General features: G+C 63.2%; 23 protein-coding genes and 1 tRNA gene. 13 read left to right on the top strand and 11 right to left on the bottom strand.

Features of this window, described 5'->3' with window-relative positions:
* Positions 1-15: 15 nt before the first annotated feature.
* Both IQ26_RS12630 and IQ26_RS12625 read right to left on the bottom strand, forming a co-directional pair.
* The gene (locus IQ26_RS12630; protein WP_145717382.1) at positions 16-333 is read right to left on the bottom strand and encodes a 2Fe-2S iron-sulfur cluster-binding protein; all 318 of its coding nucleotides are present in this window, start codon (positions 331-333) and stop codon (positions 16-18) included.
* Between the two features lie 11 nt (positions 334-344).
* Positions 345-1,526, bottom strand: coding sequence for a cytochrome P450 (locus tag IQ26_RS12625; RefSeq protein ID WP_145717381.1), 1,182 nt, complete (start codon positions 1,524-1,526; stop codon positions 345-347).
* 96 nt (positions 1,527-1,622) lie between these two features.
* On the opposite strand from IQ26_RS12625, the gene IQ26_RS12620 reads away from it, so the two are divergent.
* Positions 1,623-2,558: a LysR family transcriptional regulator gene (locus IQ26_RS12620; protein WP_145717379.1), complete on the top strand. Its 936-nt coding sequence runs from the start codon at positions 1,623-1,625 to the stop codon at positions 2,556-2,558.
* 82 nt (positions 2,559-2,640) lie between these two features.
* Here IQ26_RS12620 and IQ26_RS12615 read toward each other — a convergent pair whose 3' ends face one another.
* Together IQ26_RS12615 and IQ26_RS12610 are read right to left on the bottom strand one after the other, a co-directional pair.
* Entirely contained in the window at positions 2,641-3,183 is a 543-nt protein-coding gene (locus IQ26_RS12615; RefSeq protein WP_145717377.1) for a cupin domain-containing protein, read from the bottom strand.
* Positions 3,184-3,244: 61 nt separating this feature from the next.
* Positions 3,245-4,345: an alcohol dehydrogenase catalytic domain-containing protein gene (locus tag IQ26_RS12610; RefSeq protein WP_145717478.1), complete on the bottom strand. Its 1,101-nt coding sequence runs from the start codon at positions 4,343-4,345 to the stop codon at positions 3,245-3,247.
* A 360-nt stretch (positions 4,346-4,705) separates the two neighbouring features.
* Here IQ26_RS12610 and IQ26_RS12605 point away from each other — a divergent pair, with 360 nt between their 5' ends.
* From IQ26_RS12605 to IQ26_RS40340, 7 genes are all read left to right on the top strand, one after another.
* The gene (locus IQ26_RS12605; RefSeq protein WP_240547094.1) at positions 4,706-5,497 is read left to right on the top strand and encodes a fumarylacetoacetate hydrolase family protein; all 792 of its coding nucleotides are present in this window, start codon (positions 4,706-4,708) and stop codon (positions 5,495-5,497) included.
* 103 nt (positions 5,498-5,600) lie between these two features.
* Positions 5,601-6,500, top strand: coding sequence for a VOC family protein (locus IQ26_RS12600; RefSeq protein ID WP_240547093.1), 900 nt, complete (start codon positions 5,601-5,603; stop codon positions 6,498-6,500).
* An 87-nt stretch (positions 6,501-6,587) separates the two neighbouring features.
* Positions 6,588-7,469, top strand: a complete 882-nt coding sequence (locus tag IQ26_RS12595; protein WP_145717371.1) for an alpha/beta hydrolase — start codon at positions 6,588-6,590, stop codon at positions 7,467-7,469.
* A 32-nt stretch (positions 7,470-7,501) separates the two neighbouring features.
* Entirely contained in the window at positions 7,502-8,539 is a 1,038-nt protein-coding gene (locus IQ26_RS12590) for an Ldh family oxidoreductase (protein WP_145717369.1), read from the top strand.
* 56 nt (positions 8,540-8,595) lie between these two features.
* The gene (locus IQ26_RS40345; protein WP_276316420.1) at positions 8,596-9,054 is read left to right on the top strand and encodes an FAD-dependent monooxygenase; all 459 of its coding nucleotides are present in this window, start codon (positions 8,596-8,598) and stop codon (positions 9,052-9,054) included.
* Positions 9,032-9,295, top strand: a complete 264-nt coding sequence (locus IQ26_RS41065) for an FAD-dependent monooxygenase (RefSeq protein WP_276316419.1) — start codon at positions 9,032-9,034, stop codon at positions 9,293-9,295. The genes IQ26_RS40345 and IQ26_RS41065 overlap by 23 nt, the downstream gene beginning before the upstream one ends.
* On the top strand, positions 9,292-10,128 hold the full coding sequence (locus IQ26_RS40340; RefSeq protein WP_240547092.1) for an FAD-dependent monooxygenase: 837 nt from the start codon (positions 9,292-9,294) through the stop codon (positions 10,126-10,128). The genes IQ26_RS41065 and IQ26_RS40340 overlap by 4 nt, the downstream gene beginning before the upstream one ends.
* An 84-nt stretch (positions 10,129-10,212) precedes the next feature.
* Here IQ26_RS40340 and IQ26_RS12580 read toward each other — a convergent pair whose 3' ends face one another.
* Both IQ26_RS12580 and IQ26_RS12575 read right to left on the bottom strand, forming a co-directional pair.
* The gene (locus IQ26_RS12580; protein WP_167522681.1) at positions 10,213-10,833 is read right to left on the bottom strand and encodes a TetR/AcrR family transcriptional regulator; all 621 of its coding nucleotides are present in this window, start codon (positions 10,831-10,833) and stop codon (positions 10,213-10,215) included.
* A 57-nt stretch (positions 10,834-10,890) separates the two neighbouring features.
* Entirely contained in the window at positions 10,891-11,247 is a 357-nt protein-coding gene (locus IQ26_RS12575) for a DoxX family protein (protein WP_240547091.1), read from the bottom strand.
* Positions 11,248-11,517: 270 nt separating this feature from the next.
* Between IQ26_RS12575 and IQ26_RS12570 the strand changes: the two genes are divergently transcribed.
* From IQ26_RS12570 to IQ26_RS12560, 3 genes are all read left to right on the top strand, one after another.
* A complete protein-coding gene (locus tag IQ26_RS12570) occupies positions 11,518-12,627 on the top strand; it encodes an alcohol dehydrogenase catalytic domain-containing protein (RefSeq protein WP_145717367.1) in 1,110 nt (369 codons plus the stop codon).
* 96 nt (positions 12,628-12,723) lie between these two features.
* Positions 12,724-13,746 (top strand): amidohydrolase family protein, encoded by a 1,023-nt coding sequence (locus IQ26_RS12565; RefSeq protein ID WP_145717364.1) that lies wholly within the window; start codon positions 12,724-12,726, stop codon positions 13,744-13,746.
* A gap of 67 nt (positions 13,747-13,813) precedes the next feature.
* Entirely contained in the window at positions 13,814-14,485 is a 672-nt protein-coding gene (locus IQ26_RS12560; RefSeq protein ID WP_145717361.1) for a 4-carboxy-4-hydroxy-2-oxoadipate aldolase/oxaloacetate decarboxylase, read from the top strand.
* Between the two features lie 261 nt (positions 14,486-14,746).
* Here the strand turns inward: IQ26_RS12560 and IQ26_RS12555 are convergent.
* Positions 14,747-14,822: transfer RNA gene (locus tag IQ26_RS12555), tRNA-Ile, on the bottom strand.
* Positions 14,823-15,081: 259 nt separating this feature from the next.
* Between IQ26_RS12555 and IQ26_RS12550 the strand changes: the two genes are divergently transcribed.
* Positions 15,082-15,792 (top strand): SIMPL domain-containing protein, encoded by a 711-nt coding sequence (locus IQ26_RS12550; protein ID WP_145717359.1) that lies wholly within the window; start codon positions 15,082-15,084, stop codon positions 15,790-15,792.
* Positions 15,793-16,066: 274 nt separating this feature from the next.
* On the opposite strand, the gene IQ26_RS12545 is transcribed toward IQ26_RS12550, so the two are convergent.
* Together IQ26_RS12545 and IQ26_RS12540 are read right to left on the bottom strand one after the other, a co-directional pair.
* Positions 16,067-16,417: a hypothetical protein gene (locus IQ26_RS12545; RefSeq protein ID WP_145717357.1), complete on the bottom strand. Its 351-nt coding sequence runs from the start codon at positions 16,415-16,417 to the stop codon at positions 16,067-16,069.
* A gap of 340 nt (positions 16,418-16,757) precedes the next feature.
* Positions 16,758-17,204 (bottom strand): YcgN family cysteine cluster protein, encoded by a 447-nt coding sequence (locus IQ26_RS12540; protein WP_145717472.1) that lies wholly within the window; start codon positions 17,202-17,204, stop codon positions 16,758-16,760.
* Positions 17,205-17,402: 198 nt separating this feature from the next.
* Between IQ26_RS12540 and IQ26_RS12535 the strand changes: the two genes are divergently transcribed.
* On the top strand, positions 17,403-19,532 hold the full coding sequence (locus IQ26_RS12535; RefSeq protein WP_145717470.1) for an OmpA family protein: 2,130 nt from the start codon (positions 17,403-17,405) through the stop codon (positions 19,530-19,532).
* Between the two features lie 440 nt (positions 19,533-19,972).
* On the opposite strand, the gene IQ26_RS12525 is transcribed toward IQ26_RS12535, so the two are convergent.
* A complete protein-coding gene (locus IQ26_RS12525) occupies positions 19,973-20,836 on the bottom strand; it encodes an SDR family oxidoreductase (RefSeq protein WP_145717353.1) in 864 nt (287 codons plus the stop codon).
* A 114-nt stretch (positions 20,837-20,950) separates the two neighbouring features.
* Positions 20,951-21,589 (bottom strand): helix-turn-helix transcriptional regulator, encoded by a 639-nt coding sequence (locus tag IQ26_RS12520; protein WP_208760150.1) that lies wholly within the window; start codon positions 21,587-21,589, stop codon positions 20,951-20,953.

The following is a 21,589-nucleotide window of genomic DNA, read 5'->3' as shown; positions in this document are numbered from 1 at the left end:
GATCAGCCCAAACGGCTAGGCGGCCGGAATGCGGACGGAAACGTTGTCCAGTGCGTCGCTGACCCTGATCTGGCAGCTCAGCCGGCTTCCGGGTTCGCGCGGCGCTTCGGCGAAGTCCAGCATATCGTTTTCATGCTCGCTGATGGGTCCGAGCGCCGACATGATGTCTTCGGGAAGCACGACATGGCATGTGGCGCAAGCCGCCGAGCCGTTGCATTCGGCGATGATGCCCGGAACGCTGTTTTCAAGCGCGGTTTCCATCAAGGTGCGGCCGCTCTCGGCCTCGACGGCGAGCTCCGCGCCGTCTGCGAGGAGGAACCTGATCGTCGGCATGAAACTCTCCCTCAAACGTCCCAGATGACGGGCATGTGCGTGGGGCCACGAAACACCCAGCCGCGGATGCGGACGCGGTCCGGATCCTTGAGTCGGAGATTGCGCAGCCGCTCGAACACGGTGGGCACGACGATCTGGCTCACCAGCGCGCGCGACACCCAGGTGCCGGCGCAGAAATGCGATCCGGCGCCGAACGCAAGGTGGGACTTCTTTTCCCGGAACACGTCGAACTTCTCCGGATCGCTGAAACGGCGATCGTCGTGGTTGGCGGCGCCGACGCACAAACCGACCTGCTCGCCCTTGCGGACCAGCATCCCCGAGATCTCGACGTCACGGGTCAGGCGGCGCGGATACATGCCGATCGGCGAGATCCAGCGCACCGCTTCCTCGAAGGCCTGCCCCCAGAGCAAAGGCTCGGCGCGAATGCGCGCGAGCTGGTCCGGGTTCTGCAGCAGGCCAAGGATCAGCGTAAGGATCGAGTCGCGGGTCTCGTTCAGCCCGCCCCCGATCGCGACCTTGATGTTGGCGTAGATCTGCTCGACCGTCTGAGGAGGATCGGCCTGGAGCATCGAAGACAGCATCGAAGGATTTGGAATGTCCCGATGATGGGGAAGCATCCTGTCGACGGCGCTCTCGACGCCGCTGGCTGCCTTCTTCGCCTTACGCGCGATCTCTGGGTTGTGCGAGTAGTTGCCGGAACCGTCGATCAGCGACTGCGACCACAATGCCATCGTGCGCCAGTCGACGCCGTCGAAACCCAGTATGTCGGCCAGCGCACGCGCCGCGATCGGCGCGGCGAGGTCCTCGAAAAGTTCCGCCTCGCCCTTGTGCTCGATCTGCGCGATGACGTCGTCGCAAATGACGCGCATGGGATCGGCCCAGCACCGCTTGACGACGCCGGGCCGCAGGCTCGGATCTATCGCCGCCCTTTCACGGGCATGGTCGTCGCCGTCCTTGCGCATCAAATTCGGCCCGATCACCGTGTTCAGCAGCGACTGCGGATTGACGGAGGAAAACGTCTCGGGGTCGCGTTCGATGGCCATGATGTCGTCGAAGCGCGTGACCATCATGATGTTGGCCGCCTCGACCTTCACGACCGGCCCGAGGTCGCGGACGCGCTTGAAGACCGGATACGGATTGGCAAGCAGGTCTTCGAACGCAACGTCGTCGACCACTTTCACGGCTTCGCTCATGATTTCCTCCCTGTCGGGAGACGAGGTACGAAATCGACGTGTATTCAGCAATGCGATGGGTTAAATAGAGGTCATCGAAAATTTGCATGGAGGAAAATGGCCGTGCTGTCCAACGACCTTGCCAGCATAGACCTCGCCGCGCTGCAGACGCTTGTTGCCGTCCAGGACCGCGCCTCGTTTTCCGACGCCTCGCAACTTCTCGGCGTCAACCAATCCACCATAAGCTACGCCATTAAGAGGCTGCGAAAGGCTTTCAACGATCCGCTGTTCGTGCGCCAGGGCAACGCGATCGTGGCAACCGACAAGGGCGAAGAACTCGCCCAGCATGCGCGCGGCATCCTCGAACAGATGGCGGCGCTGTCTTCGCCTTCGGGTTTTGACCCGGCCACGGCCGTGGGAAGCGTGACCGTCTCCTGCAACCACCATGAGCGCATGTTTGTCATCCCTGATTTCGTGCGCCGGGCGCAGACCGAGGCGCCGAAAGCGACGATCCACATCTTCGAATCCGCTGTCGACGGCAAGCAGCAGTTGAAGCAGAACACCTGTGACATCGTGCTTGGGCCGGTCGCCATCCTCGGCGACATCTACTACCGCAGGAAGCTGTTCACCGATCACTACGCCTGCGTCATGGACCCGGCGCACCCTCTGGCGCAGGGAGCGCCGACGCTCGACCGCTACTGTGCCGCGCGCCATGTCGCCGTCACGCATAATGGGCGCTGGGAGGCTCTCTACTTCGCCGCGTTGCGCGCAACGGGCATCGAGATCCAGCCTGAAGTCACCGTGTCGAGCCACGACATATTGGAGCGGCTGATTCCAGGCTCGGAACTGGTGGCGACGATTCCTTATCGGCTAGCGCGTCGGCTTTCGGACAGGCTCGCTTTGCGCCCGTTCCCGATGGATGTCTTCATCCAGGTCGACATCTACTGGACCGAGCGCACGCACCATTCCGGCCTGCACCGCTGGGCCCGTCAGATCCTGGCTGAGGTCGCCGAGAAAAATCTCGGCGACGGAGACTCGCACAGGGCAAGATAAGGCAACCGCCTGCCCGGCAGACAGCAAGTCTGGGGCGGCAGACCGCGCCGGACGGGCGGGGCGCGCCCGGGGGTGGCCCCGGCTAGGCGGGGGTCGCGCCGAGCATGACGACCGAGACCGTCACCGGCTCGGCGAAGGGATTGCGCCAGGCATGCCGCGCGCCCTGCTGCACGACCGTATCGCCCTGCTTCAGCTCGACAGTCTTGCCGTCGTCGAGCTCGAGGACAAGCCGGCCCTTGACGACGGTCACATAGTCCACCGTCGGGGTCTGGTGCATGCCGGGATTGTCCATCTCGAAGCGCTCGGCGATGCCGGGCGCGGCCTTCAGGTGCTCCGGACCCGCAAGCTCGGGCTTCCAGTCGGGCGACATCATCACGCTGTCCGGGGGAAAGGTGATCATCCAGAACACCGAGCCCCCGACCGAAGCGAGCATCGTGCTCTCGCTCGCCATCGGATCGGCGCTGTCCCGTCTGGCCAGATCCGGCGTCCCATCGATCTTCCACTGCGGGGACGAAACGAAACCGGGCGTGTGCTGCAGCGCCATCTCGCGCGGCGAGGAGCCGTCGCTGATGAATACGGATTTTCCTGCGGCGTTCTTTCCGGTGACGACGCGGCGAATGTTCATGTCTTGGTCCTCCCAGATAACATGGATACCATCCGGTATCAGCATACCCACACGTATGCAATTACGGATGGATCACAAAATTCGAGAACCCGCCATGGCGCTGGGCGATGCCCGAAATGGCCTCATTGACCTTGCTCATGGGCGTCGCCTGGGTTTCCAGGAGATCGAAGCTGACCTTGCCGATCCCGACGAGGTCGGCCATTTCCTGACCCTCGGCAGTCGTCAGCCATGCCGAACCGATGAGACGCTGGTTCCGGTCCATCATCATGTGCACGTCGATGGGAACCGCGCCCATCACGGCGCCGATGTCGACGGCGATACCGCCGCGGCGCAGCGCCCTCAGGCCCGCCAGGAAAGGCTCTTGCGGCGTGCCGGGACCGTTGCAGTCGATGAAGGCGTCGACCCCCTCGCCATGCTCCGTCCTGGAACGGGCCCATTCGTCGGGCGATCCGTCGTCCAGCGAATGTGTCTCGATGATGCCGGGCGCCAGCGCTTCGATCTCCTTCAGCAGCTTCCTGTCGCGACCGGTGCCGAGAATCTTCTTGACCCCGAACGACGGACCGAACACCGCGATCGATATGCCGAGCGTGCCGGAGATGCCATTGACAAGGATCGTGTCGCCGGGGCCGACCTGCGCCTTCTTCAGAGCGGAATAGCCGGTGCCCATGTAGCCGAGCCGTGCCGCCTGATCGAAGGTCATGTTGTCGGGCAGCGCCACGATCGCCGATGCCGGCGCGGCCATGTACTCGGAAATGCCGCCGACCGGGTAGTCCTCGAATGTCTGAAGCGCTTCATGGCTGAAGCCGAAATAGCCCTGGAAGGCGTAGTGGCGGCAAGAGATTGTGTCGCCGCGCCGGCAATGACGGCAAGAGCCGCAGGAGCGCCCCGGATTGACGTAGACCCGATCGCCGGGCTTCAGACTGTGGACCTGGCTGCCGACTGCCGCGATCTCGCCGGTCGGGTCGAGGCCGAAGATCGCTGGCAGCGGCGGCTGCGGCATGTGGGGAAACCAGGTCGGCCACATCGCCAGGATGTTGGCGAGGTTCGGCACGATGCCACACGATCTGACGCGAACGAGCACGTCCATCGACCCAAGCTTCGGGACCGGCACTTCCTCGATCCTCAGCTGGCCGCCGATCTCGTGCATGCGCGCGGCCTTCATCGTCTGCGGAATTGCTGTCACGTCGATACCTCCCGTTCGCTCAAACCAGTGCAGGCCGAGCTTTTCGGCGCGCACATGGGCCTCCTCCCGAGGCCAGATCGGTGGTCGCATAGTTTTTTCGAAATATCAATCATTTTTCGTAACTTTGTGGTGATGACCGAGGGTCAGCGCCGCGCCAAGCAGTGATCAGGCGCCATTTCGGCTTGAGATCGGTCGCTTTGCCCTTCTTACGATGGCTTGCCTATTTTCGAAAATCCGGTCTACTCCGAGGTCGTAAGTACCTGCTTTCAAGGTACGTCGTAAATGGGTGAGCCTTTGAAATTCGCTTCTTTCGTTGAACGCAACGGTGCCGGCTACGGAATGGTCGACGGTAGAATCATCCTGCGGCTGGATTCCGTTCCCGGCGCGCCGCCGGATCTCACAGCCTATCTCGAGAGCCGGTTTCCCGACCTCACGCCCGATGAACGCGATCTCGAAGCCTTGCCGCTGGCTGAAGTCAGCCTGCTGCCGCCAATTCCCAACCCAGGCAAGATCTTCTGCGTCGCCACTAACTTCCACGAGGATGACAAGCCGGCGCCGCAGTTCCCGCTGCTGTTCATGCGCCACGCGCAAGCACAGACCGGCCATGGAGGCGCGATCCTGAAGCCGGCGGTTTCCGACAAGCTGGATTTCGAGGGTGAGTTGGCGGTGATCATCGGCCGCCGCGCACACAAGATCGCGCGCGGCGAAGCGATGGCGTACGTCGCCGGCTATGCATGCTTCAACGAGGGGAGCGTGCGCGACTGGCAGAAGCACTCGAGCCAGTTCACGCCCGGAAAGAACTTCTACCATAGCGGAGCGTTCGGCCCTTGGATGGTCTGCACGCGCGAGATCCCGGATCCGGCGCGGCTCCTTCTGGAGAGCCGGGTCAACGGCATAACCAGGCAGTCGATTGCGATCGACCGGATGATCTTCGATATCCCCTGGCTCATCTCCTACATCTCGACCTTTGCTCCGCTCGACCCTGGCGACGTTATCGTTTCAGGCACGCCATCGGGCTTCGGCGCCAGCCGCAATCCGCCTGAATTCCTGTTCCCCGGCGACGAGGTCGAGATCGAGATCCAGGGCATTGGGACGCTGCGAAACACAGTGATCTCGGATCGGTCACTCTAATATTTCGTAATAATATCTTTTTTCGAAATTTGTTGCCGTTGAGCTGAGTTTGATCTAAGGAGATCGCCAGGGCCATGCTGCGGCCATAGGAAGGAGACTGGTGATGCACCTGGTGTTTGGGGTCGGTCACATAAAGCTGAATGTCCGTGATGTAGACGCCGTGATCCACGACTCGACGGAGATTCTCGGCCTGCGGGTCACCAAGCAGGCGGGGGGCGAGACATGGCTGAGCTCGAACGGCCGCAAGGCAGAACTCGTGCTTCTCCATTCCGACGAGAATTCCTGCCACACGATCGGGCTCGAAGCGCTGACCGCCGAGGCTGTCGCGGAAGCCGCCTCGCGCGTCGACGGCGCCGGCTGCCGGATCCTCTCGCGCGATCCCAGCCTGGCGTGCTGCGATGGCGGCGTGACCTTTGCGACGCCGGACGGACTGCGCTTCGAGGTACACACCCCGGCGCGCGACGACATGTACAATCCGCGCTACCCGACCAACGGCATCAAGCCGCGACGTCTCGACCACATCAATCTCATCACGCCCGACCCGGTCACCACAAGGCAGCAGCTCTCCGAAATCTGCGGCATGCGGCTCACCGAGCGCATGGTCAACGAGGCGCTGAGCTGGATGCATGGCGGCAACCGCCAGCATCACATTCTGGGTCTGGTGAAGGGCCCGGTCGGGCTTCACCACTACTCTTTCGAGTTCAGCCATTTCAGCGACTATTGCCGGCTTGGCGACATTCTCGACGGGTTCGACCGCCAGGTCCTTTGGGGGCCGGGCCGCCATCGTCCGGGCGACAACACCTACGCCTACTATCTGGATGCCAGCGGCGCGATGGTCGAGTGCTCCGGCGCCATGCACACGGTCGCCGACGACGCCCACTTCGTGCCCAACGTCATCACCAACCTGGAGCGCCCGGGAAACGTCCGCCAGATGAATGTCTGGGGGTCTCCCGCACCCCAGGAATGGCGCGAGCACCATTTTCCATTCGCCAGGATCGACTGATCCGAAAGACGCGGCGGCAGACCACACACGCAAGCAAGGCCAAGCAGCTCGACTCGGGCGGGGCGCTGCTTCGGATAGGAGATTGTTATGCAGGAAAAACTGACGTTCGAATCCGACGGCCTGAAACTGTCGGCGGTTCTGCACATTCCCGACAGCCACCGTCCCGGACAGAAGCTGCCGGCGTTCATCGTCTGCCACGGCTTCGTCGGTTCCAAGGACGAGTCGCACGCGCAGATCCAGGCAGAGATGATGGAGACGTTCGGCTACGCCGCGCTGCGCTTCGACTTCCGCTGCTGCGGCGAGAGCGAGGGCGAGCGCGCTCAGGTGCGCTGCTTCGATCAGGTCGCCGACGCAAAGAACGCGCTGACCTTCCTTGCGAAGCGCCCTGAGATCGATCCGAAGCGGATTGGCATTACCGGCCACAGCTTCGGCGCCGCGGTTTCGGTCTATACGGCAGGCGTGGATGAACGGCTCGCCTGCGTCATCTCGTCATGCGGCTGGGGTCACGGCGAGCGCAAGTTCCGCGGCCAACACCCCACGCCGGAAGCCTGGGAGCGTTTCATGGGCCTGCTCGAGAAGGGACGCGAGCACAAGCGCGCGACTGGCGAGAGCATGTGGATCTCGCGGTTCGACGCCGTGCCGATCCCGGAAAAATTGCGCAAGAACCTGTCGCCCAAGGCGATCATGGAAATCCCGACCGAGACGGCATGGAGCATGATGAATTTCAGGGCGGAGGACGTGGTTGCCAACATCGCGCCCCGGCCAGCCCTGTTCTTCCACACCGCCGACGACATCATCACGCCGACCGAACAGTCCATCCGCCTGTTCGAGAAAGCCGGGCAGCCGGCCGAACTGATGCTGATCTCGGGCACCGCCCACTTCCCGCTCGCACCGCAGGACGCGCCACGTACCAAGATGATGCTCAAAGGCTGGCTCGACAAATTCTTCCCGGCAACGCCGGCAGCTTGAGGTCGATGCGGCCAGACCAGGAGACACTCGGCATGCCCGTCGCCCAGGAAAGCGAACTGACGGATTTTGCGACCGCGCTGCTCAATGCTGCCGGCTATACGCCGGACGAGGCGGCACAAACCGCGCGGCTGCTGGTGTGGGCCAATATGCGTGGCGCGGATTCGCACGGTGTTCTCAGGATCCCGCGCTACGTCGAGATGATCGAGACCGCTGTCGTGCGCGCCGGTCAACAGCCGAAGCTGATCCGGGAGCTCGGGGCGACTTGCGTCTTCGACTACGGAAGGGCGCCGGGCGCCGTCGCCATGATGCATGCGGCAGGCAAAGCCGGTGACCTGGCGGAATCGTTCGGCATCGGCTGGTGCGGCGCCCGCGCCATATCCCATGCCGGCGCAATCGGCTACTTCACCACCCAATTGGCGGCCCGAGGCCTGATCTGCATCGCCATGACCGCGTCGAGACCGTTCATGAGCTATTTTGGCGCAAAGGGCGAGGCGCTGTCGACCAATCCGCTGTCGATCGCCGTTCCGCGGCCTGGTGGCGCCGATCCCATCGTGCTCGACATGTCCACTGCCGCCGTCGCGCTCGGCAAGATCATGGCGGCGAAGGATTCCGGTAACCCGATCCCCAAAGGCTGGGCCATCGACGCCAACGGCCTCGAAACGCAGGACCCGCATAAGGTGGCGGCCATCCTGCCGATGGCCGGCCCGAAGGGATCCGGCCTGTCGCTGATGATCGAGATCCTGTCGAGCGTGCTGGTGGGCAATGCGGTCATCGCGCCGTTCCTGCACGGCGAGAAGAACGGCGGCTTCAATGGCCTTATGCTTGCCATCGATCCGGCCGCCTTCGGCGACCCGTCGTCCTTTCTCGCCTCGGTGGAAAGCCTCGCCGGCGCGATCCATGCGCTCGACCCGGCAGCCGGCTCCGATGGCGTGAAACTACCCGGCGAACGCGGCTTCCAGACCGGGCGGGCGCGCGCCGCCAACGGCATCCCGCTGGCGAAGGGCACGGCCAGGAATCTCGCCGATGCAGCCGTTCGGCTGGGGCTCACGGTGCCGACTTTCCTGCAGTGATGGCCGCGCGGCAGCTCGCACCGAGCCGAGGACCGAAACCAACGGGGGTCTCATTGATGACGGAAGATGAGACGGACGTCGTGGTGGTTGGGCTCGGCCCGGTCGGCATCACCTTGTGCAATCTTCTTGCGGCAGTAGGAGTTCGGGTGGACGGCATAGACGCCGCAGACGACGTCTATGCACTGCCGCGCGCGATCGGCATGGACCATGAGGTGATGCGGGTCTTCCAGAACATCGGCGCGGCCGACGCCGTGGCCGCGGTGACGGGGCACTATCGCCCATCGGAATACAGGTCCGCCGACGGTGTCCTGTTGCGCCGGTTCGAGTCTCCTTCCGAGCCCTACCCGCTTGCCTGGCCGCCCTACCAAACCTTCCTGCAGCCGGAGCTTGAACGGGCTCTGCGCGCCAACGGCAAGAGGTTCGCCAATCTGTCGCTGCGCACCGGAACGGAACTCGTCGGCCTTGAAAATCCCGAAAGACCGGTCCTGACGCTTGCGCGACAAGACGAGCGGTGAGCGCACAAGGCGCGCTCCGCGCTATGTCGTCGGTTGCGACGGCGCGAACAGCTTCGTCCGGCGCAGGCTCGGTGTCGCGCTGGAGGACCTCGACTTCGACGAACCCTGGCTCGTGGTGGACATGATACTGGAGGATCCGGGCGCGCCATTGCCGGAAACCAACATCCAGTTCTGCGATCCCGCGCGCCCGCGCACACATATGTGTGCGGGCCTGACCGGCTACGACGCTGGGAGTTCATGATCCTGCCGGATGAAAATCCGCTGGAGATCAACCGCCCGGAACGCATCTGGCAATTGCTTTCGCGCTGGCTTCGGCCGGATCAAGCCAGGCTATGGCGCTCGGCGACCTACAACTTCCACGCTCTTGTTGCGGAGCAGTGGCGGGTGGGCAGTGTCTTTCTCGCCGGCGATGCCTGCCACATGACCCCGCCGTTTCTCGCGCAGGGGATGGTGCAGGGCATCAAGGATGCAGCCAATCTTGCATGGATCGACGGCGGAGCGGAGCACCTCCTCGACACCTACCAGGCCGAGCGCCGGCCGTTCATGCGCGAAGTCATCGACATCACCAAGCGGCTTGGACAGTTCATCTGCGAGCTGGATCCGGACAAGGCGCAGGCGCGCGATGCCGAGATGGCCGCAGCCATGCGCGCGGGCCAAGGTGTCCAGATCCGTCAGAACCTCTTTCCGCCCATCCGTCATGGGCTTGTCGCCAGCAACATCGACGGCTCGCCGAGCCCTGGCGCCGGTGAGCCATGTCCTCAACCCTGGATCATCGGGCCTTTCGGCCGGATGCGGCTCGACGATGCGTTGCCGCCAGGATTCCAGCTTCTCATCGCCGGCGACATGGACCCCTCGCCCACCCTCCTGGACAAGGCGCGGCAGGTGGGCATTGCCGTGCATCGCGTGGCGCAAGAGAGATCCTACCCCTCGCCGCTGGTGGAAGAAGATCGCGTTCTCGCGGACTGGCTGACCGCGAATGGCGCGCGCGCCGCCCTGGTGCGGCCCGACCATGTGGTTTCGGTACGGCCGCTGACGCAAGGGAGGCCGAGCAGCTCGTGTGTCGGCTGCAGATGATGCTGGTAGCGGCACCCGACAAATGACAGGGCGCGCGCCTGAACGGCCCGGGTGCGAACTAGGGCGGGCCCCGATACGCCCACCCTATCCGCGGGCAGCTGGCTGCTTCATGTGGCGGTAGAGATGGGCCTGATGCATTGAGGTGAGTGTGGCCCTCACCATCTCGCCCGGCGAATCGTCCTTCATGAAGCTGGAGAGGCCGCCATAGATGAGTTCCAGAACGACGCCGCCCACATAAAGCGGCTCGATATCGGCACCGCCATGGGGAAAAAGCTTTCCGGACAGCAACTTGCCCAGGCCCTCCCACTGGTCCTTGAACAGGCGCAGATGCCGCTCTTCCAGCGTGTTATCGCGGCGGGCGATCCGTAACAGGTCGATGGCAAGCGTTCCCCAGCGCTTGTCCTTCGCCCGCTGATTGGCCCAATCGCACATCGCATCGATGATCTCTTTCGGGTCATCGTAGCCGTCGAGCAGGCCGGTGAGCTCGACCACGTCGCCACCGGCATGGCGCTCGAGCAGTTGAAGGAAGATGTCTTCCTTGTTCTCGAAGTTCGAATAGAAGGCGCCCTTCGAGTAGCCGGCTTCTTCTGCGATACGTTCAATGGTCGCCCCGGAATAGCCGTCGCGAGCCACGACTTCGCTCGCCGACAGCAAGAGCTTCTCGCGGGTCAGAGCCTGGCTCTGTTCGCGCGTCAGTCGCGCCATTCTCTATCCTTCCAAGCCATTCATTGGGATACCTTTGGTATCCGAATCGGCCGAAGGTTAGAAGGCCGAAACAATACAGGCAAGCGCCCAGAAGATCGGGTATTCGGGACCCATCAACTGCCAGCGCCAGCGCGGGCCGTTGATCCGCACCACCGCATAGGCTGCGCCCAGCAAGACGGCCACTCCGCACGCCGCAGCCCATCGTGGATAGATGTCGAACACCATTCCAACGGCGGCAACAAATTCCAGCGCAACCGTCAGCACGATGAAGGGTTTTCCTGGCTTCAGTCCGGCGGCCTCGAACGTCTTTGTCGCCTTTTCGAAGTTCCTGATCTTTCCAATGAGATGCGGAATGAACCAAATCCCGCACAGAATGCGCAGGAGATCGATTGGCGTTAGCATGAACTCCGGCACTGATTCCTCCGTGTAGAACGTCGAAGGAACCGCCCGGCCCTTCCTCCCGTCCTTGTTGCCATATCGGGCGACGTTCTCTCATCCAGCGGAGCCGAAGCGTTTGTCGCCAGGCCGCAACCGATGCGGCGTTCGCCGACATTTCCCGCAAATGCTGTCGTCGGTGGAAATCGGCTCTTGCGTCACCCAATCCAGATACTGTACGGTATCCACAGTCTACAAGGAATGTCAACGAGACGTCTCCGCGAACTGGCATATTGGGAGGAACAGACGATGACGATAATGATGCGGGCGGCACGGCTTCATGCCGTGAACGAGCCGATGCGTGTTGAGGACGTGGCGAAGCCGATGGCATCCGGCACGGATGTGGTCGTCGAGGTCAAGGCTTGCGGGATGGTGCCCAACCTCGCGAACGTGCTCAACAACTGGGAGACCTGGTATCCGCATCAGCCGCTGCCGATGAAGCCGGCGATCTTCGGCCTCGACCCCGCGGGCATCGTGCATCAAGTCGGCGACCAGGTCGTGGCCATCAAGCCCGGCGACCGTGTCTATGTGAATCCGCTGCGCTCCTGCGGCGCATGCCATGCCTGCGCCAGCGGCCATCAGGCGAAGTGCGAGTACTTCACCTTCAATGGCTATTTCGGCTTCAACAGGAACAGCCTTGAGATCTACAAGCGGTATCCGGAAGGTGGCTTCGCCCAGTTCATGCGCGCGCCTCAGAATGCGATCGTCAAGATCCCCGACAACATGACCTTTCCGCAGGCCGCCCGCATGGGTTACCTCGGTACCTCCTATTCCGCGATCAAGAAGTTCGGCATACCGACCGGCAAGTCGCTGATCATCAATGGCGCGACGGGCACGCTGGGCGTCGGCGCGACTCTCTTCGCCCTCGCCATGGGCGTCTCAACGGTTTACGCGGTGGCCCGTGGCAAGCCCCTGCTCGACCGGCTGAAGCAGCTTGCCCCGAACCGTATCCAGACCTTCTCCAACCAGGACGGCAAGGTCGCCGACTGGGTCCGCTCGCAGACCAACGGTCTTGGCGCCGACTTCATGCTCGATTGCCTCGGTGCGGTCGCCGACGTCAATGCCATGAAGGACGCCATGATGGGGGTCAAGCGCGGCGGCCGCATCGTCAACATCGGCGGCACCGGCAGCGACATGCTGTTCAACACCAAGTGGTGGATGGACAATTCGATGGAGCTCATCGGCTCGGCCTGGCTGACCACGGCCGAGGGCATGGAGGTAGCCGACATGGTCCGCTCCGGCGCGATCGATCTTTCGGTGCTGGAGGCCAGGACGTATCCGCTTGAGCGGATCAACGAGGCCATCAACGGCGTCACCTCCGGTGACGGCGGCTTCACCAACTACGTGCTCGAACCGTAGGCGGACGATCGGCAGCGGCGGGCTTCACCGTCCGCCGCTTACCGGCAACCGCGGAACGGCGCAGCGATCCGCAATCTTGTACGCGAAGAGAACGAAATGATCATCGACTGCCACGGCCATTACACGAGCGAACCGCCGGAGCATCATGCCTTTCGCAAGACGCAGGTCGAGTTCGTCGAAGGCAGGCGGGACGCAATGCCCGCCTATCCCGGCATTTCAGACGACGTGCTGAGGGCAACGATCGAACAGAACCAGTTGCGCCTGCAGCGCGAGCGAGGCTCGGACGTGACCATCCTGTCGCCGCGGGCTTCGGGCATGGGCCATCATATCGGCGACGCCGACGCCAATGCCGAGTGGTCGCGCATCTCCAACGATCTGATCGCCCGCATCGTCGACATGTTCCCGGCCAACTTCGCCGGCGTATGCCAGCTGCCGCAATCGATGAGCGGCGACCTGAAGCCGGTCCTTGCCGAGCTCGAGCGCTGCGTCGTCGAGCTTGGCTTCGTCGGCTGCAACCTCAATCCCGATCCGTCAGGCGGCTTCTGGTCGGCGCCGCCGATCCACGACCGCTACTGGTACCCGCTCTTCGAAAAGCTGGTCGAGCTGCAGGTGCCGGCCATGATCCATGTCTCCGGCTCCTGCAGCTTATGCCTGCATACGACCGGCGCGCACTACATCAACGCGGATACCGCCGTATTCATGCAGCTGATCCAGGGCGACCTGTTCAGCGCGTTTCCCGATCTCAAGCTGATCATTCCGCACGGCGGCGGCGCAGCGCCCTATCACTGGGGACGCTATCGCGGCCTGGCGATGATGCTGGACAGGCCTGAACTGGGCGAGCACCTGCTGCGCAACGTCTACTTCGACAGCTGCGTCTATCACCAGGCAGGCATCGACATGCTGTTCCGCGTCGTTGGTCCGGCCAACATCCTGTTCGGGTCCGAGCTGCTCGGAGCGGTCAAGGCCATCGACCCGGAGACCGGCTTCGACTTCGACGACACGCGGCGCTACATCGACGCGCTTTCGCTCGGCGAGGCAGAGCGGAAGGCCGTGTTCGAAGGCAATGCCCGCAAGGTCTATCCGAGGCTTGACAGGCGGCTGAAGGCGCAAGGGCGCTAGGCCACCCAATGAGCGCCGTTCGGACGCGGGGCCAGACGCCGCACCTCATCTTTCCAGGAGAACACCCATGGCCAGAGTCGTCACGAAAACCGAGCGCACGCCGATCGAGACCTGCGAGGCTCTTGGCCAGCTTGGCGTGGCCACGGTCCACGAGGCGCAGGGCCGGACAGGCCTGCTCGCCACTCGGCTGCGACCGATCTACGACGGCGCGAGGATCGGTGGCAACGCGCTGACCTGTGAAGTTGCGCCGGGCGACAACTGGATGATCCACGTCGCGCTGGAACAGGCGCGGCCGGGCGACATCCTGGTCGTGACCCCGACCTCGCCCTGCGAGGACGGCTATTTCGGCGACCTGCTGGCCGAATCGGCCAAGGCGCAAGGCATTAGAGGCCTGATCATCGACGCAGGCGTGCGCGATGTGTCGACCCTGCGCTCCATGGCCTTCCCGGTCTGGTCGAAGGCGATCAGCGCACAAGGGACGGTCAAGGAGACGCTCGGCAACGTCCAGGTGTCGATCGTGTGCGCCGGCGCCCACATCCGGCCAGGCGACGTCATCGTGGCCGATGACGATGGCGTGTGCGTGGTGCCGCGCGAAACCGTGGGAAGGGTTCTTGAAACCGCCCGCAAGCGCGAGGCGATGGAAGAAGAAAAGCGCAGCCTTTACGCCGCCAGCAAGCTCAGTCTAGACGTCAACGACATGCGCGAGCGCCTGCGGCGCAAAGGCCTCGTCTACGAATAGGCAACCGCATTGCCGGTTTCGCGACTGATAAAATAGGCGATCCGGTGGCACCAGTTGTACGAGTCTGGGTCTGCCGGCTTACCAGCTAGGCAGCAACCCCACCAACTAGGCGCTGAAGACCGCTTCATTGCAACGGGAATCACGAAGCTTTTCACCTGCTTGCAATGGAAACTTCCGATACCGAAGGCTCAAGGGGTTCGAGTCCAAAACGCCGAGGTGAATATGGTCATAAAATATAACAAAATCAATAAGTTAAATTGTTGGTGGGCCCGGAGGGACTCGAACCCCCAACCAAGCGGTTATGAGCCGCCGGCTCTAACCATTGAGCTACAGGCCCCACACGCGGCTGGATTAATGTTTTTCCCCGAAACGCACAAGGCTTTCCGGACGGGTTGGCCGAGATCGCCCAAATCAGCCCATATTCAGACACTAGAGCGACGTTCGTCCACGCGGACGCACAACGAAGTACGCTCTACCGCTTTGAACCTACGCATCGTGCTTTCCGAAACGGATCGGCGCAGCAAAAATCGATTCCGATTTTCGGGCCGATGCGCTAGTCGACAAGCGCGACTGGATCGCAGACCGAGGAGATTTTCATGACCAGACACCTTTTGCCCTTGGCGCTCGCCGCCGCAATCGTTTTTCCGGCGATGGCCAGCGCTGCCGATTCGCCGCCCCCGCCGCGCATCGTCGTCACCGGGGAAGGCGAAGCGACCGCGGCCCCCGATCTGGCGCTGCTGACGCTCAGCGTCATGCGCGAGGCCAAGACCGCGCGCGCCGCGCTCGATGCCAACAACGATGCCATGGCCTCCGTGATCGCCGCTATGAAGTCGGCTGGCATCAAGGAGCGCGATCTGCAGACAGCCGGCATCCAGATCAGCCCGCGCTACAACTACACCAACAAGCCGGACGGCAGCCAGGAAGCCGAACTCGTCGCCTATCAGGTGAACAATACGCTTTCGGTGCGCATCCGCGATATCGATAAGACCGGCGAGATTCTCGACAAGGCGGTATCGCTTGGCGTCAACCAGGGCGGCGGAATCTCGTTTTCCAATGAGGATCCGGCTGCAACTGTCACCGAGGCCCGCAAGAAGGCGGTCGCCGACGCCATGGCCAAGGCCAAGACGCTGGCTGAAGCCGCCGGCGTCAGCATCGGACGGGTGCTGGAAATCACGGACCAGAACGTCGCGCCGCCGCCGATGCCGATGAACGCCAAGGCCTTCGACGCCGCCCGCGCATCGGTTCCGGTGCAGGCCGGCGAGAATTCCTACACGGTGCAGGTCACTGTCACGTTCGAGTTGAAATGACCGCCGCCTGAACGCTTCGGTTGGTTCGGCCCTGTTGAGGCGCGGGGCAGACCAACCGGCAACATCGATCCTGCCGCATGAAAAAACCCCGGAGGACTGATCCTCCGGGGTTTTTTCGAGCCGCACCCGTCCGCCCTGCTGGAAAGGGGCTCTACTACTCCGGACTGACCTTCGCAGAAGGTCATGTCCCAAGCTGATCTCGCGAAAGATCATGCCTAAACGAGAAGCCGTTGCCGGTCGGCAACCTGCCGAACGTTTACCGGTAGATGAACGTTTACCGGTAGATGACCGGGCAGCCGCGCTCATTGGCGAACACGATCACCATGCGGTCGCCATACCGGCGGCCCGCGACCTTGACCGTGCGGCGGCTGATATCGACGATGCGAGCGCGGCGCAGGCCCATGCGCTCCGCCTTGCCGAGGGCACGATCGGGCGAGCACGACCGGCGCCAGTCGCGTTCGCGGTGGCGTTCGCGATAACGGTAATCCTGGACATAAACGCCGGCACGGGAATCGTCGTTGTTGCCGAAACCGAGATAGATGCTGTCTGCATGAGCGGGGACAGCGGCAAGCGTGCCAAGAGCGACAAGGGCCGAAAGGGTCGCCGTTTTGATCGTGTTGAACATTGTCTTCTCTCCTTGTTCAGGGCTTCCGCCCGTTTCGTCGAACCGATGGGAGGAGAATGCGCCTGCGTATCTGAACTTTTTACGAACCAGCCGTTCATTTCCGGTTCAGGTGCAAGCCGAGGGATAATGGCAGTCTTGCGCCTCCCGCGACCGGTTCCGGATACCACCGATAGAAAACGTCTGGTTTTCCCGCCGGTTCCGGGCGGGATCCTCATGCACGGCGCTCAAAAGCATGCCCCTCGGTCTTGAACCGAGGGTGCGCAACGGTTTTGGGACAACCACATGCATAAAAAAATAGGAACTCAAGCGCGTCGCAGGATCCTTTCAGACGCGACGCGCTTTAAGGCTCGTCGTCCAGCATGTGCTCGAAATAGTCGTCCGGCTCGGCAAGATCGGTTTCGCTGGCGCTAACCCGGTCGCGCATCGAGATGCCGGCCTCGTGCACTGTCTCCGCGCTGCCCGACACCAGCCTGTGCCACCAGTAGAGATCGTGGCCCTCGGCGACAAGCCGGTAGGCGCAGGTCTTGGGCAGCCAACTGATGGTGCGCACATTCTGCGGCGTCAGCCCGACGCAGTCCGGGACGCGCGCCAGCCGGTTGGCATAGTCCGAGCAACGGCAAGTTTCGGCGTCGAACAGCCGGCAGCCGACGCTCGTCCAGTAGATCTCGCCGGTGTCTTCGTCCTCGAGTTTCGACAGGCAGCATTTGCCGCAGCCGTCGCAAAGCGACTCCCACTCGGCCGTGGTCATCGTTTCGAGCGTCTTGGTTTTCCAGAACGGCGTTTCCATTGCGGGGATGTGGCCCTCGCTGGCGTCAAGGTCAAGCACCGCAACAGCCGCAAACCCTGCCAGCACCATGGGAATGACACGAAGTCGCCTTCAAAACGCCGGCCAATCGCCCTTCCCGGCCGTTAATGCCCGCAAACCGGAACCAATCCGGTTGAAGACAGTTTGGGCCGGGATGGGACGCCACAAGGAGACTTTCTGATGAAACGCCAACCACGGATTCTGGCAGGCACGGCACTTGGCCTGTTGATGGCATCCGCGCCGTTGGGCGCGTTCCCGCTGCAGGGCAGCACCGCGTTCAATCCTTTGCAACGCGCGACAGCCCCACTGGTCCTGGTGCAATCGAATTGCGCCGAAGGCGAGTCAGCGGAAGCCTGCGCTCAGCAGGCAGAACCGGAGCGGAAGCCTAGGAAGAAACGCGAGCAGCAGCAGCAAACCGAATCCGCGCCAGCCGAGCAGCAGGCCGAGCCCGAGCAAAAGCCCAGGAAGAAACGCCAGCAACAGCAAACCGAATCCGCGCCAGCCGAGCAGCAGGCCGAGCCCGAGCAAAAGCCCAGGAAGAAACGCCAGCAGCAGCAAACCGAATCCGCGCCAGCCGAGCAGCAGGCCGAGCCCGAGCAAAAGCCCAGGAAGAAACGCCAGCAGCAGCAAACCGAATCCGCGCCAGCCGAACAGGTCGCACCAGCCGAGTCCGAGCCAAGACCGCGCAAGAAGAAGCGCGACCAGCAGAGGGAGCAGATCGAGGCCGCACCTTCTGAACAGGCGGCCCCTGCAAACGACGAGCAGCAGCTCAAGCCGCGCAGAAAGAAGCGCGACCAGCAACAGCAGATCGAAGCCGCGCCCGCCGAGCAGGCCGCCCCCGCGAGCGACGAAGAGCAGCCCACACCGCGCAGAAAGAAGCGCGACCGGCAACAGCAGGAGGCCGCACCTTCCGAACAGCCCGCTGAGCAGGCCGAGCCGCGTCCCACTCCAGCTGACCGGCAAGCCGCTCCTGCCGAGGGCGAACAGCCTTTGGACCAGGCGAGAAAGCGCAGGAAGCCTGCTGAAGAACAGCCAGCAACGGGTGAGCAGCCGTCTACCGGTGAGCAGCCCGCCGAGGGCGAACAAGCCGCACCCGCCGAAGGGGAAGGTCCGGTCCAGGGCGAGGCTTCGGCCGATCCAAACGCAGCCCCGGTGTTCGACAGCCAGAAGGATGCCGTGCGCAAGCGCAAGGGCGGCAGGGACAGAGCGCAAGAAACCGGCCGCCAGGACGCAGGCGACCAAGAGGGCAGTCAGCCTGGCCAGCAGGACGGCGAGCAAGCGGAGGCCCCGAGGCCGGCTCCGGTCGATCAGGGGCCGCCGCCCACCGACGACAGGGCGGCCCAGCAGGAAATCAGGCCTGGAACGATCGCCCCGGTGACGCAGGAAAAGGGCACGCGGGTCGAACGTGCCCCGGATTTCGAAGATGTCCGCCGCCGCCCACGCCCGGAAGGCGCTAATATCGTCAGGGAATTCGGCGACCGCGTCATCCTCCAGTTCAACAACCAGACAATCGTGGAGAGCAATGATGCCCCGCGCCTGCATCGTGGCGCCAGGGAGGTCTACTATGAGGAGCTGCCGGGCGATCGCACCCGGGAAATCGTCGAGCGTGAGAACGGTATCCAGATCGTCACCATCCGCAATCGCTACGGCAACGTCATCCAGCGCTCACGCATCGCGCCGGACGGCCGTGAATATGTGCTGAGCTATGTCGACGAGCGGTACTACGAGGATGTCGACGACTGGCGTGATCCGGGCGATGACCTGCCGCCAATACGGCTCGACATTCCGCGCGAGGAGTACATTCTGGACGCCGAAGACATCGAGGATCCGGATGACTACTACACCTTCCTCGAACAGCCTCCCGTGGAGAGGGTGCAGCGCCTGTATTCGATCGACGAGGTCAAGCGTTCGGCCCGCGTCCGCGACATTGCGCGCCGTGTCGACCTCGACACACTGAACTTCGAATTCGGTTCGGCATCGATCCCCGACAGTGAAGTGCAGAAACTGGAAGGCGTCGCCACCGCCATGGAGAGGCTGCTGGAGAAGAACCCGGCGGAAACCTTCCTGATCGAAGGCCATACCGATGCCGTCGGCAGGCCGGAGGCGAACCTCGCGCTGTCCGACCGCCGCGCCGAGGCGGTCGCCGAAGCCCTGACCAATGCCTTCAGCATCCCGCCGGAGAACCTGACGACACAGGGCTATGGCGAGGAGTATCTCAAGGTCAACACGTCGGAGCCTGAGCGCGAGAACCGTCGCGTCGCCATCCGCCGGATCACCTCGCTGGTGGCGCCGGTCGCCAGCGCGGAGTAGGCGATGGCCAACTTAAGAGCAATGATCCCAAAAGCCTGAACTGGTTTTGGAATCGACACATAAAGACGTAGCCCATCCCGGTTTTAGCGGGATGGGCTATCCTCAGAAGAGCATGCTGAACAAGGATTGTCTCCCGCGACTTTGACGGCACTCATTGAATCGCGTGGCCGCCCACCCCAGATTCTGTGCAGGGCGTTCCCTGCCCTGTCCCGACTCCAGCGGGACACATGAGCCCCGCCGGCCCCCCTCGCCGGCGGGGTTTTGTTTCCGGCTTCGAGGGAGGACCCTCGGCCTCAAACCCCTTCCCAAACGAATGCGACCGGCCGCGACGGTCTTTTGTAACTCGAGCGGCTCCGCGATCGACGAAGGCGACAAATCGGGTGAGCCGGAGCCATTCGATGTCGAGGCCTTTCTCGAGGCAAAGCGTCAGCAGCGCGATTTTAGACCCCTTTGATGTTCGTATCCGAATTCGCAAACACCTCGTCGGGCACGAAAAAATCGCCGGCGAGCGGTCCTGTCGCGCCTGGCGCATAGATCGAAAAATCGCTGACGCCCTCGGCTCGCAGCACTTCCTCGTCGATGTAGAAATTACCGGTTGCCTCGCGCGACGGCCTGAGCAGGATCGCATGCGCGGCATCGGCCATGATGTCGGGCGAACGGCTCATCGCCGCCACCGTCGCCCCGCCCAGAAGATTGCGCACCGCTGCCGTATCGATCGTCGAGATCGGCCACAGCGAATTGACAGCGATACCGTCCCTAGCGAACTCCGCGCTCATGCCCAGCGTGCACATCGACATGCCGAACTTGGCCATTGTGTAGGCGACATGGTTCTTGAACCATTTGGTCTTCATGTCGAGCGGCGGCGCCAGATTCAAAATGTGAGGATTGTCAGCCAACTTCAGGTGCGGAATGCACATTTTGGAAACCAGGAACGTGCCGCGCGTGTTGATCTGATGCATCAGATCGTAGCGCTTCATGTCGGTCTCCAGCGTGCCGGTGAGCTGGATGGCGCTGGCATTGTTGACGCAGATGTCGATGCCGCCAAACTTTTCGACGGTCCTGGCGACCGCTTCGGCGACCTGCCCTTCCTCGCGTATGTCGCACAGCACGGGCAAGGCCTTGCCGCCGGCCTGCTCGATCTCCTCAGCGGCGGTGTAGATCGTGCCCGGCAGCTTTGGATGCGGCTCGGCGGTCTTGGCCGCGATCGTCACATTGGCGCCGTCGCGCGCGGCGCGCAGCGCGATCGCCAGCCCGATGCCGCGCGACCCGCCGGAGATGAACAGCGTCTTTCCCTTGAGCGACATGTCTTTGCGCCTCCCTTGCAACATTACCGGCGTGATCCTTGCGCGACGGTTGCGTGCCGCGCAAGGCCCAACACGCCGAGTGAGGGTTACGCTGCGTAGGCTTGGAAGGACAAGTTAGACCAGCACCAGGCCCTGCCGCATGGCGGTGGCGATCGCGTCGGTGCGGTTGGCCGCACCCAGCTTGATCAGGATCGCCGCGACGTGGAACTTCGCCGTGTGCACGGAAATATTCAGCCGGCGCGCGATCACCTTGTTGGGCGCGCCTTCGGCCAGAAGCGCAAGCACTTCGCTCTCGCGCGGCGAAAGCGCCGGCCGGTCGGCCCTGTCGTCGGCCGGCCCCTCGTCGAACAGGTCGTCGTCATGGAAAGCGAAATCGTCATGCCGATCGGACAAAGGGCGGCCCGCGCCCGAGATCCGATAACCGGCTGCCGCCAGCCGCACGGCGGCAGCGACCAGCAGATCGTCCGCTGCGGCCGGCAGCACGGCAAACACGGTGTCGGCCAGCCGCTGCCGGCTCCCTCGTTGAGACAACAGCACCTGAGGTATCGCTGGATCGGTGGCCCCACCTTCCAGGTTTTTGTCGTCGACGATGGCGACGTCCACTTGGTCAACACCATCGCCGCTGCCGGCCACAATCGGCAGCAGATCGTCGCTCGCGGCAAGGGCAGTGGACAAATGTTCGGCGCGCGCGGCATCGGCCAACGCGATCAGCACCGTCAATCGCCTCCCGGTCATGACTTCGCCGCTTGCCAT

Source organism: Mesorhizobium tianshanense, from assembly GCF_007830515.1.
GTDB lineage: Bacteria > Pseudomonadota > Alphaproteobacteria > Rhizobiales > Rhizobiaceae > Mesorhizobium > Mesorhizobium tianshanense.
The sequence above is the reverse complement of the archived record's forward strand: the minus strand, read 5'-3'. Positions and strand labels throughout refer to the sequence as shown.

Coding starts and splice junctions, on each gene's coding strand:
- IQ26_RS12520 (WP_208760150.1), bottom strand. CDS start 21,589: ATGGCAAGCGGCGAAGTCATGACCGGGAGGCGATTGACGGTGCTGATC.
- IQ26_RS12605 (WP_240547094.1), top strand. CDS start 4,706: ATGGTCGACGGTAGAATCATCCTGCGGCTGGATTCCGTTCCCGGCGCG.
- IQ26_RS12610 (WP_145717478.1), bottom strand. CDS start 4,345: ATGAAGGCCGCGCGCATGCACGAGATCGGCGGCCAGCTGAGGATCGAG.
- IQ26_RS12565 (WP_145717364.1), top strand. CDS start 12,724: ATGATCATCGACTGCCACGGCCATTACACGAGCGAACCGCCGGAGCAT.
- IQ26_RS12580 (WP_167522681.1), bottom strand. CDS start 10,833: ATGGCGCGACTGACGCGCGAACAGAGCCAGGCTCTGACCCGCGAGAAG.
- IQ26_RS12560 (WP_145717361.1), top strand. CDS start 13,814: ATGGCCAGAGTCGTCACGAAAACCGAGCGCACGCCGATCGAGACCTGC.
- IQ26_RS12630 (WP_145717382.1), bottom strand. CDS start 333: ATGCCGACGATCAGGTTCCTCCTCGCAGACGGCGCGGAGCTCGCCGTC.
- IQ26_RS12570 (WP_145717367.1), top strand. CDS start 11,518: ATGACGATAATGATGCGGGCGGCACGGCTTCATGCCGTGAACGAGCCG.
- IQ26_RS12550 (WP_145717359.1), top strand. CDS start 15,082: ATGACCAGACACCTTTTGCCCTTGGCGCTCGCCGCCGCAATCGTTTTT.
- IQ26_RS12600 (WP_240547093.1), top strand. CDS start 5,601: ATGCACCTGGTGTTTGGGGTCGGTCACATAAAGCTGAATGTCCGTGAT.
- IQ26_RS12525 (WP_145717353.1), bottom strand. CDS start 20,836: ATGTCGCTCAAGGGAAAGACGCTGTTCATCTCCGGCGGGTCGCGCGGC.
- IQ26_RS12625 (WP_145717381.1), bottom strand. CDS start 1,526: ATGAGCGAAGCCGTGAAAGTGGTCGACGACGTTGCGTTCGAAGACCTG.
- IQ26_RS12545 (WP_145717357.1), bottom strand. CDS start 16,417: ATGTTCAACACGATCAAAACGGCGACCCTTTCGGCCCTTGTCGCTCTT.
- IQ26_RS12595 (WP_145717371.1), top strand. CDS start 6,588: ATGCAGGAAAAACTGACGTTCGAATCCGACGGCCTGAAACTGTCGGCG.
- IQ26_RS12535 (WP_145717470.1), top strand. CDS start 17,403: ATGAAACGCCAACCACGGATTCTGGCAGGCACGGCACTTGGCCTGTTG.
- IQ26_RS12620 (WP_145717379.1), top strand. CDS start 1,623: ATGGCCGTGCTGTCCAACGACCTTGCCAGCATAGACCTCGCCGCGCTG.
- IQ26_RS40345 (WP_276316420.1), top strand. CDS start 8,596: ATGACGGAAGATGAGACGGACGTCGTGGTGGTTGGGCTCGGCCCGGTC.
- IQ26_RS12540 (WP_145717472.1), bottom strand. CDS start 17,204: ATGGAAACGCCGTTCTGGAAAACCAAGACGCTCGAAACGATGACCACG.
- IQ26_RS12590 (WP_145717369.1), top strand. CDS start 7,502: ATGCCCGTCGCCCAGGAAAGCGAACTGACGGATTTTGCGACCGCGCTG.
- IQ26_RS40340 (WP_240547092.1), top strand. CDS start 9,292: ATGATCCTGCCGGATGAAAATCCGCTGGAGATCAACCGCCCGGAACGC.
- IQ26_RS12615 (WP_145717377.1), bottom strand. CDS start 3,183: ATGAACATTCGCCGCGTCGTCACCGGAAAGAACGCCGCAGGAAAATCC.